The following is a 15,726-nucleotide window of genomic DNA, read 5'->3' as shown; positions in this document are numbered from 1 at the left end:
ATTACTTCGCCACCAGCTCGCGCCAGGAAATGCGGCGCGTACCCGGCCCACCCGCACCGGGGGGAAGCAAGACGTTCTCCAACTTTCCAGTCGAGAGCTTCACACTGCCGACCAGCTGACTTCCCTTCCTCGCAAAGACAGAAGCCGAAGCGCCCAAACCGCTGCCATTGTTCAACATGGTGCCCACCACCTGGGCCTTTGTCGCGGGGAAAAGCGAAAGCCCCGTCTTGTAGTCCACGTAGTTCAGGTAGGCCGAGCCACCGATGCCGCAGGCATTGGCGTTGTTCGGGATGTTCGACACGAACACCAGGACGCCCAGTTGCAGCGTCGAATCGGTGTTGATGCGCTCGCCCGAATTCGGCAGGTCGATGAACCAGCCATTCATGTTGCTCAGGTTGGTGGCGTAGCTCATCGTGCTGGCGACGGTGCGCAGGCCATCCTTGTCGGTGAATGTCTGCTTCATGAAGCAGTTGGTCTTGAGTGTGTCTGTACAGGCCTTGGTGCGAGGACTGCCATAGAGGCTGGTGGTTGCATTGCTGCCCGTCAATGGGTCCTTGATCGCGTAGATGGTCTGCGTCTGCGTGTTGTTGATGTCCGGCACGCCCAGATAGCTGCCCGTCCCTACATAAATGATGTGGCTGCTGCTTGCAAAACCCAGTTCGATCCAGCTGGTGACTGGCTGAGGGTTGTTGGCCGCATCCTGAAGCGTTGCGAGCAACTGCACCGTGGCTTCTCCTCCCGAAGCCTTGAGCTTGCTCAGATCGAAGCGCCACACGTTGCCGTAGAGATCCCCGCTGTAAACCTGGCTCACCGTGTTGTTGAGGTTGATGTTGTCCATCCAGGCGCTGATGCGGGACAGGCCACTCGGGCAAGGAGCGACCGTGCAACCGGAGCCCGCCACCACCGCGGTGGCACTGCCGACACCCGTGCTGACCTTCTTGATGACCGCGCCGGTTTTGGCGTTCAGGATCCAGAGATGGCCGCCGCCATTGCCGGGTGAAACGTTGTTGTAGCCCGACGTCAAGATCACCGCCCAGGTGCCATCGGACAGCTTGGTGATGATCGGAATACCGTAGGTGTAGCCCATGTCTGCGTCGTTGCCGACGTTGAACTCCCACAGCACCTTGGGGGTGTCCGGGGTGGTCACGTCCAGCGCGTAGTAGCCGCGCCCGCCTGCGGCAAGGCCGCCCACGAGCAGGGTGTGCCACTTGTCGTCGAAGTAGGCCTCACCTTGTTGTGGAGAACCGTTCACGAAGTAGCTGTGATGGAGGCCGTAGTCCTTCGCCGCCAGCTTGTAGAGGTTGGGCAGCAGGATCGAGGGAATGTAGGCCCAGCTTTCGGCGCCCGTATCGGCATTGAACGCATGCAGCATGCCGTCATTGGCGCCCACGTAGACCATGCCTTGGCGCGACTCGTTGTCGCGCTTGAATTGCGCATAGCCGCTGTCCGGGTAGTTGTAGATCGATTTCTTGACATAGGCAGCCTGCGAACCAACGATGTCGCCAAGGACGTGCGTTCGCTTGAAGTAGTAATTGCCACCGGTGCCGCCGTCTTCGTTCGAGCGGTCGCCGCGCAGGAAGTTGACCAGATTGACGCCGCCCATGCCTTTGTCCGAGCCCGCGGCGGCGCTGTCGATCTGCTGAGCCTTGGGAACACAAGCACTTCCGCCAGCGCACACTTGCGACAGCGAACCGATGGCGGTCATCTTGAAGTAGTTCTTCATCGAGTCCGTCAGCGTGCCCCACGCAAAATTGATCAGGGTCGTTCCATCGTTGGTGTAAATCTTTCGCGCGGCGTAGTCGACTCTGTCCAGGAGGGGTGTCGGTGGCGTGGCCGCCGATGTGCTGGCCATTCCAGATTGCGCCCAGTCGGGCACGGTGCTGGGCGTTCCGCTCACCGGATCGATCCTGTAGCGCGCAAGTTCACCGAACCACTGAACCGAGGTGAAACCAGCATCGAACAAGAAATTGTCGGTGGCCGTGATGTTGGCTGTGCTGGGTGAAACCGCCGCGCCTGCGCTGGCCAGCGCATCCACGTTGTTCAGGAAGCTCGTAATACCGTCCTTTAGCGCGATGGGGTCGCCAGCACTGTAGTACGCGCCTCCGCCATTGACGCCTGCATGCCAGAGGTCGTCGACGGTCGTTTGTTGGTTGCTCACCGGCACTGGCCAGTTGCAACTGCCTCCGGTTTGCCAGCGGCAACGCGAACCCGCAGCGGTGGTGCCCTTCAGCACGTCGTAGTAGTCGCCGGTGGTGGCTGTTTGGTAGTCGGGACGGTACTGCATGTACCCGGACACGCCCAGTCCGATGGTGAACGTCGTCATGTTCTGCGGGCCGGTGCGTGTGTTGTTGGCAGAGACATCAACGCCCTTGTCATTCTTGGCAGTGCCCAGAATGGAGTCTCGGATGTCCGTGGTGTAGTAGTACCGAGCCACGTCGGCCAGGGAGTCGGAGACACCGAGACCGCCGTCGTAGAAAGGCCTCTCGGTGCCCGCCGCGCCGTCCGTATTGCCGATGGTTGTTGCGCCGTCGACCCGGGTGACGGTGTAGCCGGTAATGTTGCCCTGCCAGTCCTTCGTCGTAGAGTTCTCGTTCCAGTACCCGTCGGTCGAGAGCATCGTGTAGTTGCGTTGGCAGGCGAACTGCATCGGGTCGTTGACCGTCACGGAAGTATCGTTCTGACTGACGGCATTGACCCATAGCTTTTGCTTGCCGGTCAGCTTTCCCGAATAGATGCGACCAGCGGTCGACAGTGCCACGCGCAAACCGGTGCCGTTGCTGGGAATGGCGGCAACCAGCTTCTGGTACCACAGGTCTTTTTGCCCGCCCGCTTCAGTCGTGATGTCCGCGATGTTGAGAAAGTCCGAGTCCGTGTTGTTGTTGAGGCTCATATAGCCAACTCGATAACTCGATGTCAGCGCTGCGAACCCAAGGCCTGCGGCTGTCTTGGTCATCTGCATGCGCGTGTGGTAATAGGCCCACCAGTTCGCGTAGTTGGTCATTTCTTCGGCGTACGTGCAGGTGGTGGCGGTCTCATTACCGCAGTCTGTCCGCGTACTTGCCTTTGGATAGGTGGCCTTTGCGGGCTTGATGTCGGTTCGATCGTTGGTGCCAGGTACCGATACGCCGCCGCCAACAAACGCGGTCAATGTGAGCGTTTTCCTTGAGTTGGACTTGGTCGCGACGGGTTTGAACCGGATTGCTCCAGCGGAAGTCGGTGCTGTGATCGTGACGATCGCGCCGTTGACGGATGCACTGTATCCCGCGACTCCACAGCTGCCGGTTACGAGATTTGCACATGCGTTGATCTGGGCTGCAATTGCAGTCGCGATCTGGCCGCTGTTGCGCAGATTGCCATCGGTACCTCCGGCCATGATCTGCACGTTGTTGACTTGGATGCCGGTGACCGACACTTCGTTGCCCTGGTTGTTGCTACCACTGACCTCCAGGGTCGCCGTGGCGCCAGGACCGCCCGGATACCGCGGAAACAGGTAGGTCTTCCCCCCCGCAGGCGCCGTGTTGATGCGCGTGGCCTGGCAATCCGTGAGCGCTGCGTCGCTGCACCAGCGCAATTTGGCGGGCAAGGGATAGTCCGTGCTGGTCTTGTCCTGTGTCTTGCAATCTCTCAGGCTGGCATCGCTGCAGTACTCACCCGCATTGAATATGTAGAAGCGAGCATCGATCGTCAGATCCTTGTTTCCGTTGTCTTGTACTTTGTAGGCGTCGTTCGGGACTGCTTTCCACGCTCCGGAATTGGCCGATGTCATGGAGTCGTAGCTATCGCCGTTGTACTTGACCGGAGGCTTGTATGTCGTAGCCGGGTTGTAGTAGACGCTGTTGTAGGTGCTGTTGCGAAAGAGCTCTGGATTGGCCGTGGTGGCCCAGTCCGGCAGGTAGTCGAAATCCATACTGCCCGAATCGTCGAGCACGAAGAAGATGTTGGGATTGACAAGGTTGGGACTCGAAGTCTCCAACGGAGCAGTCGCGAGATTGGTGGGGGCCGCAATGGCCGTGTACATGGCTGCCAGCATCGGCACGATGCACAGCGTGGCTTGCAAAAGATAAGTAGTGCTGCGTTTCATGGGTATGTTCTTCCTGTTGCGGCGACTAGATCGCCACCATGGCCTGAACCATGCTCTGGGTATTGCGTGGACCGTCGACGATCACGGTGATGCGGTAGTAGGTCTGCTTGGGCGAGTCCACATTGCTGCCTGTGCCGCCGCGGCCCCCGCCGCCGGTGCAGGACGTGCCGCCCGGGCAACTGCCGGCAATGGCGCGTGGCGGTGTCGCGCACACGTTCGAACTCGTGTTTGCCTCACCGGTCGTCTCGCACATGCGCTGAATGACGTAGCTCACCGTATTGCCCGTGTTCGGATCGATGGCCAGAGGCTTGGCGCTGGTGGCGAGCTTCTTCGACCAGAAATCGGCCCAGCTCTGTTGGGTCGCGGGATCGGGGTCGGTCCTGGAGGCCAAGTAACCCTGTGCCGTCTGATCGCATGAAACAGAACTGCCGGAGGCGCAGCCGGTTGTGTCGTTGACGTTGTCCTCGAGCCACTTGACGGCGGTTTCGACGCCGATGTCGGCCGAGTGCGTGGCCGCCTGCTGGAATGCCAGGTTGCCGGCAATCGTGTTGGATGTACCCACCGAGCGTGTCAGCGCAACGGCCGCCAGGGTCAGCGCAACCAGCACGATCAGCGCGAGGATCAGTACCACGCCGCGCTGCGACCTGCTGCCTTTCATGCGACTGTTGTTCATGCCTGGTCGCCCGGTTCGAAATTCATTGCTCAGCATCCGCCAGCCCCTCCTTGCGCCGTGGTCTGCGACCCTTGCCAGACCAGATTACGGACCGGTACCGTGGTTTGCAGTGTCTTGTAGCGATAGTTCTTCCAATCCGACGCGCCGCTCAGATCAATAGGCGCCGATGTGGTGCCGGCCCAAGTGGGCGCGACGTTCGTCGAAGGCGTTTCGCCGGCTGTGGCGTTGTACTTGGTGTATTGGCCGCTGCGCGCTACGAGCACAAGGCGCAACGCCAGCGTGCGCGCCCAGGCGCACTGCACATCGAGCCCGCTCACGTCGGCCGTGCTGCCTGGCGTGATCTGGTCGTAGGTGTCTACGATGCCGGCCGATTTGTTCTGCGGAATTCCCGAGGTGTCGCGCCCGTACTGCGCACGCAAGCCCGCGATGTTGGATGCAATGGGGACCCATACCGTGGAATCCAGTGTCGTCCCCACATAGGCTGCGTCCGAGCAGTTGTAGGCGCTGTAGTCGCACACCGTGAGGTTGCCGTTGCGCACCGCATAGGCGCGGACAACTAGTGCCTGGCCCATGTTGTAGACCATGCTGCCCAGCGCCAGGCCAGTGGCGTTGCCCGGCGTCACCGCGAGCGTGGTGCCACTGATGGCTGTGACCTTGTCCAGCGCAAGAGCGCAGGGAGTTGGTCGCGCGATTGGCTGCGCAATCACGTAGTCGCCGGTGGCGAACGACTTGGCCGTGGTGATCGGATAGCTCTTGGTGGAGGGCGTGGCCGCAACAAGGTCGCCTTCGGCCGAGCTGTCGCTGGTGCCATAGACAACCAGCAATGTGTCGGTTCCCGCGGCTCCCGCCGGAACGATCGTTGCCGCTGGGTTGATCACCACGGGCGCCAGAGCATTGAGCGTGACTGCCTTCTTGTCCTGGCTCGTCGTGAAGCTCAGGCTGCAGCCCAGGAGGCTGAAGGTGTTGATGCCGTAGCCGGCTTCGCGCACGTCGCGTTCGATGCCGTACAGGGCGATGGAGCCGTTGATCTGCGCATCGTCGCCGCCGGTAGTGGTGCGCTTGTTGCCTTCGAACACACCGAAGACCTGCATGATGACGATGACGGACAGCATACCGATCAGCAGGCCGACCAGGAGCTCGATCAGGCTGAAGCCGGAGGTCGCTCGGCGTTCGCGGGAACGAATGAAGTGGTTCATTGCTGGGTTTATTTCTGCGGCTGGTCGAGCCGCGCGATCAGCTTGAAATTTCGCTGCGTGTCGCCCGGCGCTTGCCAATAGATGGTGATGGTGGCTGTGTTGGTGCCGAGAGAGGCTGTGGCGCCCTTGGGCTCGCCGACGATCGTGACCGTGGGTTTGTTGGTCGCAATGGTGGTGCCAGGCAATGAGCCAGCCCACGCATCTTTCCAAGCCTTGTATCCGTCGCCATCGGTAACGAACTGGGCCTGCAGAATCGCGTCGCTACGGTCGCTGACCCACATGCGGCTGACCAGGTCGTTGGCTTGCAGGACTGCGGTCGATCGGTACTCTGCAGCCGAGGCCTGCTTGACGGAGGTGGCCTGCAGGCCGATCAGGCCGAGCACCCCGACCGAAAAGATCAGCAGCGCGACAAGCGCTTCCAGCAACACGATGCCGCGTTGACTGCCGTGGTTGCGTGAAGCACGGGCACTTCGGTGATGAAGAGAGGTGTTCATGATCGTCATCAGGGAATGCAGGCCATCGGATCGCCAGTGCCTCGCTTGGGATCGCACATGCGGATCTGTCCGCCGGCGGAAACCAGAACTCGCAGGCAGCGCAAGGTGCCGCCAGCGGGATCGGCCGCGCAAACGCCCTTGCTGGACTTGATGTCGATGGCCCCGTCTTCTATGGCGGTGACAGGGGACGCTGTCGTAACCATGCGCCCCAAACCGTTGAAGCCGAAGGTCGCGCCGTGATTACTGCTGAGGGTGGCGCTTGACCGGCCGGTAACCGGCTGTCCGGTTTGAAGGATGTGCGACACGCTCGATTCGTCGACGCCTTCGCCGCACCTCGAAGCAGGTGTATTGCTCGAACCGACGTTCACGACCCAGTTGGTTCCTGCGATGTCGATGGCGCAAGTATTGTCAAGGGTCGTGGTCAACTGCAATCGCACGGTGGTATTGCGCCGTATCGCTTCGGCGCGTGCGAATTGCAGGCCGTTCTGGAGCGATTCAGCGGTGCTGCGGATCTGCGAGTTGTTGATCCATTCGGCAAAGCTGGGTGCGCCGATCGCAATGGCAATCACCAGGATGACAATGCCCACGAGCAACTCGATCAGCGACACACCGCGTGCAACGAACGCCGCCTGCGGTCGGCGGTACGCATGCGCTCGCATTCAGCACCCGCTCTTGCTTGTGGTCCAGCAGGTGTTGCTGGTCGGCCAACCTGTCTTGGCTTGGGATGTCCTCTTGACTCCGGATTCGTTGATCGAATACTCGAACGCGCTCATCGTCTTTTTGCCTTTGGCGACGAGCGTGTAGGTCGGAGCCGAGCTGGATGAGCAGCTGAAGTCGAAACTGTCGCTCGTGGCCAGGGTGGCGACGTTGATGATGCAGTCGTTGCCCGTCGTGCCCTTGTAGGTGCGGTTGTCCTGGTAGGCCTGTTCCATCCGCACCGCGAGCGCCGAAAGATTCGACGTCGCATCCGGAATGCGTCCCCGAAGCACATAGTCGCCATACAACGGCAGTGCAATGGCCGACAACACCCCGATGATCACCACCACGATCATGATCTCGATCAGGGTGAAGCCCCGCTCGAGGCGACGGGAGGCAAGGATGCGGCTGCAAGAGGGCAAATGATTCACGGCGGGCTTTCCTGAGGTGCCTCTCGTTCTGTCCGAGGAGAGGCAATCTAGTGACATTGGTCACAGATTGTCACCAACTGGTTACCCATTGCAAAAACCGCTCGTCAGGGGCGACGTGCCGCTCGTCCCCTCGATTTCCGGCTGTTCCGAGGCCGTTAGGTCTCTTTCTTGTTCTTATTTCTTAAGGTTTGCAGTCACTCGGCCACCCAACTCCCCGACTTCCCCCCATGCTTCTCCAACACATGCACATCCGTGATCCGCATCCCCCGGTCCACCGCCTTGCACATGTCGTAGATCGTCAATAGCGCCACCTGCACAGCCGTCAGCGCTTCCATCTCCACCCCGGTTGGCCCGACCGTCTCGACAGTGGCCGTGCAAGCTACCTGCGGCGCGCTGCCCCCTTCAGCCAGCGCAAACGCCACGGCCACGCGCGTCAAGGCCAGCGGATGGCACAACGGAATCAGGTCGCTCGTCTTCTTCGCCGCCTGGATCCCGGCGATCCGCGCGATGCCCAGCACATCGCCCTTCTTCGCCGTGCCGGATTCGATCAGCGCCAGCGTCGCCGCCTGCATCTCGATGCGTCCGGTGGCCACGGCCACGCGGTGGGTGGACGGCTTGGCGGCCACGTCGACCATGTGGGCCTGGCCCTGGGCGTCAAAATGGGTGAGGGTGCTCATGGGGGTGCCTTCGTGCTTCGCACTGCGGTGCCGAGCTCGTTGGGGCCGGGCTCATGGGTGAACGTTCGTTTTGAAGATGCATCATACGAGCCCGAGCCATGGACGAGGAATGCTGCGTTTGACTCCCTCCGCAAAGCCAAAGACCACCGCAACGCCCATCCTGCGCGCGCTATGCGCTTCCGTTTTGATAGCGGCGCAGGCACTGTTGCCGATACCCGCCGGCGCGCAGATGCAGCCGATCCTGCCCGGCCTCGGCGACGGCGGCGAGATGACCGCCAGCGCCGAGCGCAGCCTCGGCGACCAGATCGCCCGCGAGCTTTATCGCGACACCGACTACATCGACGATCCGGTGATCGCCGCCTACGTCCAGGAGATCTGGCAGCGCTTGCTCGCGGCCGCACGTTCCCGGGGCGAACTCACGCCCGAACTCGACGAGCGCTTCGCCTGGACCGTCGTGCTGGGCCGCGACCGCAACATCAACGCCTTCGCACTGCCGGGCGGCTATCTCGGCCTGAACCTCGGGCTGGTGGCCGCAGTCGGCAGCCGCGACGAGCTGGCGACGGTGCTCGGGCACGAGCTCTCGCACGTCACGCAGCGCCACATCTCCCGGATGATGAGCAAGCAGGGCAAGCAGATGCCGCTGATGATCGCGGGCCTCATCCTCGGGATGATCGCCGCCAGCAAGAGCCGCAACAGCGACGCCGGCCAGGCCGTGATCATGGGCAGCCAGGCGCTCTTCATGCAGAACCAGCTGAGCTTCTCGCGCGACATGGAGCGGGAGGCCGACCGCATCGGTTTCGGCGTGATGACGCAGGCGGGCTTTGCGCCGCAGGGCGCGGCCGCCATGTTCGAGAAGCTGCAGTACGCCTCGCGGCTGAACGACAACGGCTCCTACCCGTACCTGCGGAGCCATCCGCTCACGACCGAGCGCATCTCCGACATGCAGGGCCGCTTCCAGTTCCGCATGGACACGGCCCCCGCGATGCCGCTCGAAATGGACCACGGGATGATCGCCTCGCGCGCCCGTGTGCTGACGCGTCCGGGCGTCGACGTGCTGCGTCTCTGGATCCAGTCGGCCGCGAGCGGCGAGTTCGCCAAGAGCACACCGGCCCAGCAGGCAGGCACGCTCTATGCGGCGGCGATGGCAGCCAAGGAGCTGCGCGACTACAAGGCGGCGCGCGCGCTGGTCGAGCGGCTCGTCGCGCGCACCGCGGAAGATCCGGCCGCGGCGAAGCAGGCGCGCTGGCTCAACGCAGAGATCGAGCTGGCCGCCGGCGCCCCGGCCAAGGCGGCCGCGCTGCTCGATGCCAAGTCGAAGGAGCGGCCCGAGATGATCCTCGCAGCCGAGGCCGCAACCGCAACGCGCCAACCCGCACCGATGATCCCCGTGCTGCGCGACTGGGTGGCCGCCAATCCGCGCGATGCCACGGCGTGGCGCGTGCTGGGCAACCTGTATGGTGCGCAGAACGACACGCTGCGCGCAGTGCGCGCCGATGCCGAAGCCAACGTGGCGATCCTCGACTACCCCGCGGCGCGCGATCGTTTCAAGGCGGCGCAGGAGTTGGTGCGCAAGTCGGGCGCTTCAGGCGTGCCCATCGATCACTACGAGGCGTCGATCATCGACACCCGCGCGCGGGCCGTCGATGTGCTCGTGAAGCAGCAGGCGGAAGAGCCGCCGCTGAAGTAGCCGTGTTCAGCGCTTGGAAAGGAGACCGCCCAGCGCGGTCTCGATAAGAAGGCCCAGCAGCGAGTAGATCAGCGAGCCGATCAGCGCGGCCACGAAGCCGTTGACGTGAAAGCCGCCGAGGAGCCCCGACGCGGCCCAGAACAGCAGCGCGTTGATCACGAACAGGAACAGCCCGAGCGTGACGATGGTGACCGGCAGCGTCAGCACCACCAGCACCGGCCGCACGATCATATTGAGCAGCCCGATCACCGCAGCTGCGATGAGCGCGGAGCCAAAGCTCGCAACCTGGACACCTGGGTAGAGATAAGCCACCGCCAGCAGCGCGACGGCGCTGAGCAGCCATTTGATGATGATGCGCATGCGGCGCAGGATACCCCAGAGCCTAAAAAACAACGAGCCCCGGAGCGTTGCCGCACCGGGGCTCGTCAGGGATGTCTGCCTTGCCGCTTACTCAGCCAGCTCGTTTGCCAGCACCAGCAATGCGCCCATGCCCATCACGGCGCCGGGAAAGGCCCAGCCCGACTGGTGCGCGGGCGTCTGGTCGGGCGTGACCGGTTCCAGGTCGACGCCGATCTTCGGGCGGCGTGCATCGACCACATGGGTGGCGCCGTGCTCGCGCTTGAGTTGCTGCGTCAGCTCGGCGAGCGGGCCCTTGGCCAGCACCGGCGTCACCTGTCCGCCGTTGCGCTCGAGCAGGGGCAGCAGCTGGGCCTGCACCTTGCTGAACCACTTGGCGCGCCAGTTCTCGCGCGCGCTGTGGCTCACCCACTTGCTGATGCGATGCGTCATGCGCGGCGCGCAGGCCACGAGCACCCAATGGCGCGCCACGACGCTGTTGGCGTCCGGCGCGAGTTCGGCGAACTGCTCGCTGGCATACACGGCGTCGTCGACATAAAGAATGATCTTTTCCATGAGTGCTCCTTCAGATAGTTAGAGTGGCAGAGACTGGTTTGGACAGGAAAGTTTCTCAGCGAAGGCTCTGGCGATCAATGGGGTATGCCAGTGCTCAGCCGCTCGTCACAGCCGTTGCCGGCTTGTTGCGGGCCTGGCGCATGGCCACCCACTTGCCGATCGCGAGCACCAGCAGTGCGCCACCGATGCCGGCTGCGTACTTGATCGTGTCGGTCTGCGGCACCTTCGGCACCCAGGTCCAGGCAGCGGCGTTCGCCAGGGCCGGGTCGGACACGGCCATCGTGCCGGCGATCCAGCCGAGCAGCATGCCGCCCAGCGTGATGATCATCGGGAAGCGGTCCATCAGCTTGATGACCAGCTGGCTGCCCCAGACGATGATCGGAATGCTCACGAGCAGGCCGAAGATCACGAGCGGCATCTGGTGGCCTTCGCCTGCACCCTGTGCGGCGCCGGCGATGGCGATCACGTTGTCCACGCTCATCACCAGGTCGGCCACGATCACGGTCTTGACGGCGCCCCACAGCTTGTCGCTGCCGGTGATGTTGCCGTGCGCGTCGTCATGCTCGGGGGCCAGCAGCTTGATGCCGATCCACAGCAGCAGGATCGCACCCACCAGCTTCAGGAATGGAATGGCCAGCAGTGTCAGCGCAAAGAAGATCAGGATCACGCGCAGCACGATCGCGCCGGCGGTGCCCCACAGGATGCCCTGGGTGCGCTGGGCGGGCGGCAACTTGCGGCACGCCAGTGCGATGACGACGGCGTTGTCGCCGCCGAGCAGGATGTCGATCATGATGATCTGACCGACAGCGACCCAGAATTCCGGGGTCATGAACTGTTCCATAGGTTCCTCTTTGTCTTCGCGCCGTTCCTGCCGTTCCTTGTGTGGATCGCGACGGGCAGGCGCATACCGATGCGTTTCGATTCATCCCACGAAGGGCTGGTCGAAAGCGAATAGACGAAGACGCCGGGATGACTCCGGGGACTTGCGAACGCTTCGACCAAACCTGCACAGGTTCAAATCGAAGGTCTTGCTCGACAGCGCCTGCGCCAGTGCGCATGCGTTGCCCGAAAGGCCGGAAGTGTTTTGCTTCGTATTGACGACCTGTCGATTCCCGCCGTTGTGCACAGCGGTCGGGAGCTACTCCCCTTCGTGGGCGGGATTAGAGCATCGAAGGCCGCGATGTGGCAACCGAAAGTTTTCAGGCATTCACGGGGAACCGCCCGGCAGGGCCTATGAACAGGCGCTTTCGCGCTATCTGATTTGTAGCATTCATGTCCCTTTGAGGCGGCGGGACATTGGCGGACTATGATCGCCGCTCGCTGCTTTTTCACTCCCCCATGGCCGCCATCCACATCACAGACATCGAGGCCGCCATCAACCACTGGCGCGCGAAAAGTCCTTCGCCCGACGGCGTCACGCTGGCACCCGAACTGCGCGCGCTGGCCGAGGTCTACGCGCTCATGGTGTTCCACCACGAGGACGAGGTCGACGAGGTCGGCTTTCCGCCCAAGGCCTGGGCCGCCTGGCTCGACTGGTACCACAGCACCCCCGACACGCCCTGCATCGCGATCTGCTCCACCAGCCAGGGCGACGACGAATGCAAGGGGTGCGGCCGCACCTTCGACGAGGTGCAGCACTGGCCCGCCATGACGCCCGTCGAGAAGCGCGTGACCTGGCGCCGCATCACGATGGAAGACTCGGCCTGGCGCTTCAACAAGTACGCCGAGCGGGCGCGTGAAGCGGAACCGCCGCAATGGCCCGACGATCCGGCCGAACCTCTCGGCCCCGACGACACGCCTTGAAGAGCAATCGCCATGCGTCGTCTCGCCCAAGCACCCAATCTCGCCATCGCGACCTTGTGGGTACACGCCCTGCGTGAAGACGGCGTCGAAGCCTCGGTGCAGCGCGAGTTCCTCGGCGCCGTCATGGGCCAGCTGCCGCCCGACCAGTGCCTGCCCGAAATCTGGATCGAAGACGACGCCCAGTTCGAGCGCGCCAAGGAGCTGCTGCACGCAGCGCAGCACCGGCCGCAGCGCAACTGGCAATGCGTCTGCGGCGAGCAAATCGAGGGCGGCTTCGAGCAGTGCTGGCAGTGCGGCGAGATGATGCCGGCCGCCTAGGCGCCGCTCATTTCCAGCGCAACAACTCGACGTCGATGCTGTTGGTGCCGTCGCCCAGCGTGAGCGTGTTTTCCTGGATGGTCGCCTGCAGCTGCATGCTGCGCTGCGCGAGCGCGGCCAGCGCCTGCGAGGCCTCGGTCGGCACGCGGTAGACCTTCAGGTTCTGCGGCCGCGTGAGCTTGTTCTCGATGCCGCGCCACCAGATCTCGGCCGCGTGGTTGAAGCAGTAGACGATCACCTCGTCCGCCTTGCCGCAGGCCTTGATGATGGGCTTGTCCTCGGGCTGGCCGACCTCGATCCAGATCTTGGTCTCGCCCGTGAAGTCGCGCAGCCACACGTCCGGCTCCTCGACGTTCGAGAGACCCGCGCCGAAGGCCAGCGTGCCGTCGCCCTGGCAGATGTCCTGCAGCTGGTGGGCGTTGAGCGCGAGCGCGACGAGCCGGATCATCATCCGCTCGTCGGTCTCGCTCGGGTGGCGCGCCAGTGTCAGCGCATGGTCGGCGTAGTAGCCGTGGTCGATGTCGGCCACCGCGAGGGTGGCCTTGAAGATGGTGGATTTGAGGGCCATGGGTGCGCGAGTGTATGCCCGCGCTCCCTTGGCTTCAGAACGCCACCGACGCCTGCAGGTACAGCGTGCGAGGCTGTCCGACGTACTTGCCGCCGTTGTTGTCCACCGAGCGGTTGTAGTAGCGGCGATCGAACAGGTTCTTGATGCCGACGGCCAGCTTCAGGTTGCTCATCGATGGGCCGAAGTCGTAGGCGGCGCGCAGGTTCACGGTGCTGTAGCCCGGGATGTTGCCGAGGCGGCCGGTCGAATCTTCGAGCGTGATGTATGGCTTGCCATCGTCAGGCGAGCCCGGCGAGCGCTGCTTCGACTGCGCATACACATCGGCATTCAGCGTCCACGGACCGCGCTCGTAGCGCGCACCCAGCGTCAGGATCTGGCGCGAATAGAACGGCAGGTCGCGTCCGGCGAAGTTGCCGGCCTTGGAGGTGGCCTGCGTGTACGTGTACGTGCCCGAGACCGACAGGCCCTTGAGCGATGCGCTCAGGTCGCCGAGGTCGTAGCGCAGCGCCGACTCCAGGCCGCGGTGGCGCGTGGCGCCCAGGTCGGTCCACTGGCCGACGTCGCCGGTGATGGAGCGCGCCAGCAGCAGTTCCTTGTCGAAGTTGATGTTGAACAGCGTCAGCTCGCCGCTCCAGGCCTCGCCCTTGTATTTCGTGCCGATTTCATAGGTCTTGGCCTTCTCGGGATGCAGGCTGGTGGTGGACTGCGCGAGCTGGGCGTACTGCTGCGGGCCGAACGACACGCCGGCATTCGCGAACAGCGACCAGCGCTCGCTCGCGCGGTAGAGCACCGACAGCGTCGGCAGCACTTCGTTGGAATCGATCTTCGGATAGATCGCGTTCGTGATGCGGTTGTTCGCCACGGTGAACACGTCGTTGTGCGAGCTGAAGGATTCGTAGCGCACGCCGGGCGTGACCGTCCAGTTGCCGAAGTCGATGCGGTCGTCGATGTAGAACGCATGCGCGGTCGTGCCGCCCTTGCTGGTCTGGTACGGCGCCTGGGTGAGGCTGTAGGCGTTCTCCAGGGGCGAGGGCGTGTAGTAGCGAGTGCGCGCCGCCACCTCGGAGGCTTGTTCCCTGAGGTAGCGGAAACCCACGCTGACTTCCTGCACCACGCTGCCCGAATCGAACAGGCGCGAGTAGCGGGGCTCGACGGCGAAGGTCTTGTAGTTGCGCGGTGCGGTGGTCAGGCGCCGCCTGCCGGCGTTGGCGCCGGTGCCTTCCTGCTCCAGGTAGCTGCTGCGGTACGAGTCCGTGTAGTACGTCAGCATCTCGAACTTGTTCACGCCGTCGTTGTGCGTGTACTTGACCGAGCCGTCGGTGCGGCTGCCGGTGAATTCGTCGAAGGGGCGGTCCGACTGGAACGGGTTCGCCGCGAACTGCGCGGTGGTCAGCCCGCCCGGCATGCGGCCCTTGCCTTCGAAGCGGTGCAGCGAAATGGCGATGTCGTCGGTGTTCGAGATTCGGTAGGCGCCCTTGAGCATCAGGTCGTCGATGCTGGTGTGGTCGTTGCTCTCGCGGAAGCCGTTGCCATGCGTGCCCGAGTACAGCAGCGCGAGGCCCAGGCCGTTCTCATTGGTGCCGCCGACGAACAGCGTGGGCGTGGTCTTGGTGCCGCCGCCGCGGCTCGCGCCTTCGACGCCCACGCCGACTTCACCCGAGAACTGCTTGGGAATCGAGCGCGTCACGAAGTTGATGATGCCGCCCACGTTCTGGGGGCCGTAGCGCACCGAGCCCGCGCCGCGCACCACGTCGACCGTCTCGATGCTGCCGAGCGACAGCGGCGCGAGCGACAGTTGCGGCTGGCCGTAGGGCGCGTAGGCGAGCGGCACGCCGTCCAGCAGGATGGTCGAGCGCGGGGAGAGGCGCGAGGTCAGGCCGCGCACGCCCACGTTCAGCGAGATGTCGCTGCCGCCGGTGCCGTTGCTCTCCTGCACCTGCACGCCCGGGATCTGACGCAGCACGTCGCGCACGCTGGAGGCGCCGCTTTCCTGGATCTGCTTGCGCTCGACGATGCTGCGCGCGCCGGCGTGTTCGAGCACCTTGGTCTCCTTGGGGCTGGCGAGCCAGTCGCCCGTGACGGTGATGGTCTCCAGCGACTTCGACGGGTCGGCGGCAGGTTCTGCGTCGGCTGCGAAGCTCTGCAGGCTCAGGGGCAACAAGGCCATCGCGATGGCGGTGCGTTTGTGCG

15 protein-coding genes are annotated in these 15,726 nt (G+C 63.6%); 3 read left to right on the top strand and 12 right to left on the bottom strand.

What is annotated here, in order from left to right:
* Position 1: 1 nt before the first annotated feature.
* The 7 genes from ACSFA7_RS10415 to moaC all read right to left on the bottom strand — a co-directional run bounded on the left by ACSFA7_RS10415 (position 2) and on the right by moaC (position 8,248).
* Positions 2-4,081: a pilus assembly protein gene (locus ACSFA7_RS10415; protein ID WP_435499284.1), complete on the bottom strand. Its 4,080-nt coding sequence runs from the start codon at positions 4,079-4,081 to the stop codon at positions 2-4.
* Positions 4,082-4,106: 25 nt separating this feature from the next.
* Positions 4,107-4,739 carry a pilus assembly PilX family protein gene (locus ACSFA7_RS10410; RefSeq protein ID WP_435499283.1) on the bottom strand — a complete coding sequence of 211 codons (633 nt, stop codon included), beginning with the start codon at positions 4,737-4,739 and terminating at the stop codon, positions 4,107-4,109.
* 44 nt (positions 4,740-4,783) lie between these two features.
* Entirely contained in the window at positions 4,784-5,950 is a 1,167-nt protein-coding gene (locus ACSFA7_RS10405) for a PilW family protein (protein WP_435499282.1), read from the bottom strand.
* An 8-nt stretch (positions 5,951-5,958) separates the two neighbouring features.
* Positions 5,959-6,453, bottom strand: a complete 495-nt coding sequence (pilV, locus tag ACSFA7_RS10400) for a type IV pilus modification protein PilV (RefSeq protein WP_435499281.1) — start codon at positions 6,451-6,453, stop codon at positions 5,959-5,961.
* The gene (locus ACSFA7_RS10395; protein WP_435499280.1) at positions 6,453-7,031 is read right to left on the bottom strand and encodes a GspH/FimT family pseudopilin; all 579 of its coding nucleotides are present in this window, start codon (positions 7,029-7,031) and stop codon (positions 6,453-6,455) included. Before ACSFA7_RS10395 ends, pilV begins: the two co-directional genes overlap by 1 nt.
* Before the next feature lie 72 nt (positions 7,032-7,103).
* A complete protein-coding gene (locus tag ACSFA7_RS10390; RefSeq protein ID WP_435499279.1) occupies positions 7,104-7,571 on the bottom strand; it encodes a type IV pilin protein in 468 nt (155 codons plus the stop codon).
* A 194-nt stretch (positions 7,572-7,765) separates the two neighbouring features.
* Positions 7,766-8,248: a cyclic pyranopterin monophosphate synthase MoaC gene (gene moaC, locus ACSFA7_RS10385; RefSeq protein ID WP_435499278.1), complete on the bottom strand. Its 483-nt coding sequence runs from the start codon at positions 8,246-8,248 to the stop codon at positions 7,766-7,768.
* 109 nt (positions 8,249-8,357) lie between these two features.
* Here moaC and ACSFA7_RS10380 point away from each other — a divergent pair, with 109 nt between their 5' ends.
* Complete coding sequence (locus ACSFA7_RS10380; protein ID WP_435499277.1) at positions 8,358-9,935, top strand: M48 family metalloprotease; 1,578 nt, start codon at positions 8,358-8,360, stop codon at positions 9,933-9,935.
* A 6-nt stretch (positions 9,936-9,941) separates the two neighbouring features.
* Here the strand turns inward: ACSFA7_RS10380 and ACSFA7_RS10375 are convergent, their stop codons facing one another.
* The 3 genes from ACSFA7_RS10375 to ACSFA7_RS10365 all read right to left on the bottom strand — a co-directional run bounded on the left by ACSFA7_RS10375 (position 9,942) and on the right by ACSFA7_RS10365 (position 11,688).
* Positions 9,942-10,295, bottom strand: a complete 354-nt coding sequence (locus ACSFA7_RS10375) for a phage holin family protein (RefSeq protein ID WP_198785351.1) — start codon at positions 10,293-10,295, stop codon at positions 9,942-9,944.
* 87 nt (positions 10,296-10,382) lie between these two features.
* Complete coding sequence (locus ACSFA7_RS10370) at positions 10,383-10,847, bottom strand: hypothetical protein (RefSeq protein ID WP_435499276.1); 465 nt, start codon at positions 10,845-10,847, stop codon at positions 10,383-10,385.
* Positions 10,848-10,941: 94 nt separating this feature from the next.
* The gene (locus ACSFA7_RS10365) at positions 10,942-11,688 is read right to left on the bottom strand and encodes a TerC family protein (protein ID WP_435499275.1); all 747 of its coding nucleotides are present in this window, start codon (positions 11,686-11,688) and stop codon (positions 10,942-10,944) included.
* A 497-nt stretch (positions 11,689-12,185) separates the two neighbouring features.
* On the opposite strand from ACSFA7_RS10365, the gene ACSFA7_RS10360 reads away from it, so the two are divergent.
* Both ACSFA7_RS10360 and ACSFA7_RS10355 read left to right on the top strand, forming a co-directional pair.
* A complete protein-coding gene (locus ACSFA7_RS10360) occupies positions 12,186-12,650 on the top strand; it encodes a DUF3717 domain-containing protein (RefSeq protein ID WP_435499274.1) in 465 nt (154 codons plus the stop codon).
* A 12-nt stretch (positions 12,651-12,662) separates the two neighbouring features.
* Positions 12,663-12,968 carry a putative signal transducing protein gene (locus ACSFA7_RS10355; RefSeq protein WP_435499273.1) on the top strand — a complete coding sequence of 102 codons (306 nt, stop codon included), beginning with the start codon at positions 12,663-12,665 and terminating at the stop codon, positions 12,966-12,968.
* A 7-nt stretch (positions 12,969-12,975) separates the two neighbouring features.
* Here ACSFA7_RS10355 and ACSFA7_RS10350 read toward each other — a convergent pair whose 3' ends face one another.
* Both ACSFA7_RS10350 and ACSFA7_RS10345 read right to left on the bottom strand, forming a co-directional pair.
* On the bottom strand, positions 12,976-13,536 hold the full coding sequence (locus ACSFA7_RS10350) for a YaeQ family protein (RefSeq protein ID WP_307649578.1): 561 nt from the start codon (positions 13,534-13,536) through the stop codon (positions 12,976-12,978).
* 34 nt (positions 13,537-13,570) lie between these two features.
* Positions 13,571-15,703 (bottom strand): TonB-dependent receptor family protein, encoded by a 2,133-nt coding sequence (locus ACSFA7_RS10345; RefSeq protein ID WP_435499563.1) that lies wholly within the window; start codon positions 15,701-15,703, stop codon positions 13,571-13,573.
* Positions 15,704-15,726 lie beyond the last annotated feature (23 nt).

Source organism: Variovorax trehalosi, from assembly GCF_051216415.1.
Lineage (GTDB): Bacteria > Pseudomonadota > Gammaproteobacteria > Burkholderiales > Burkholderiaceae_C > Variovorax.
The sequence above is the reverse complement of the archived record's forward strand: the minus strand, read 5'-3'. Positions and strand labels throughout refer to the sequence as shown.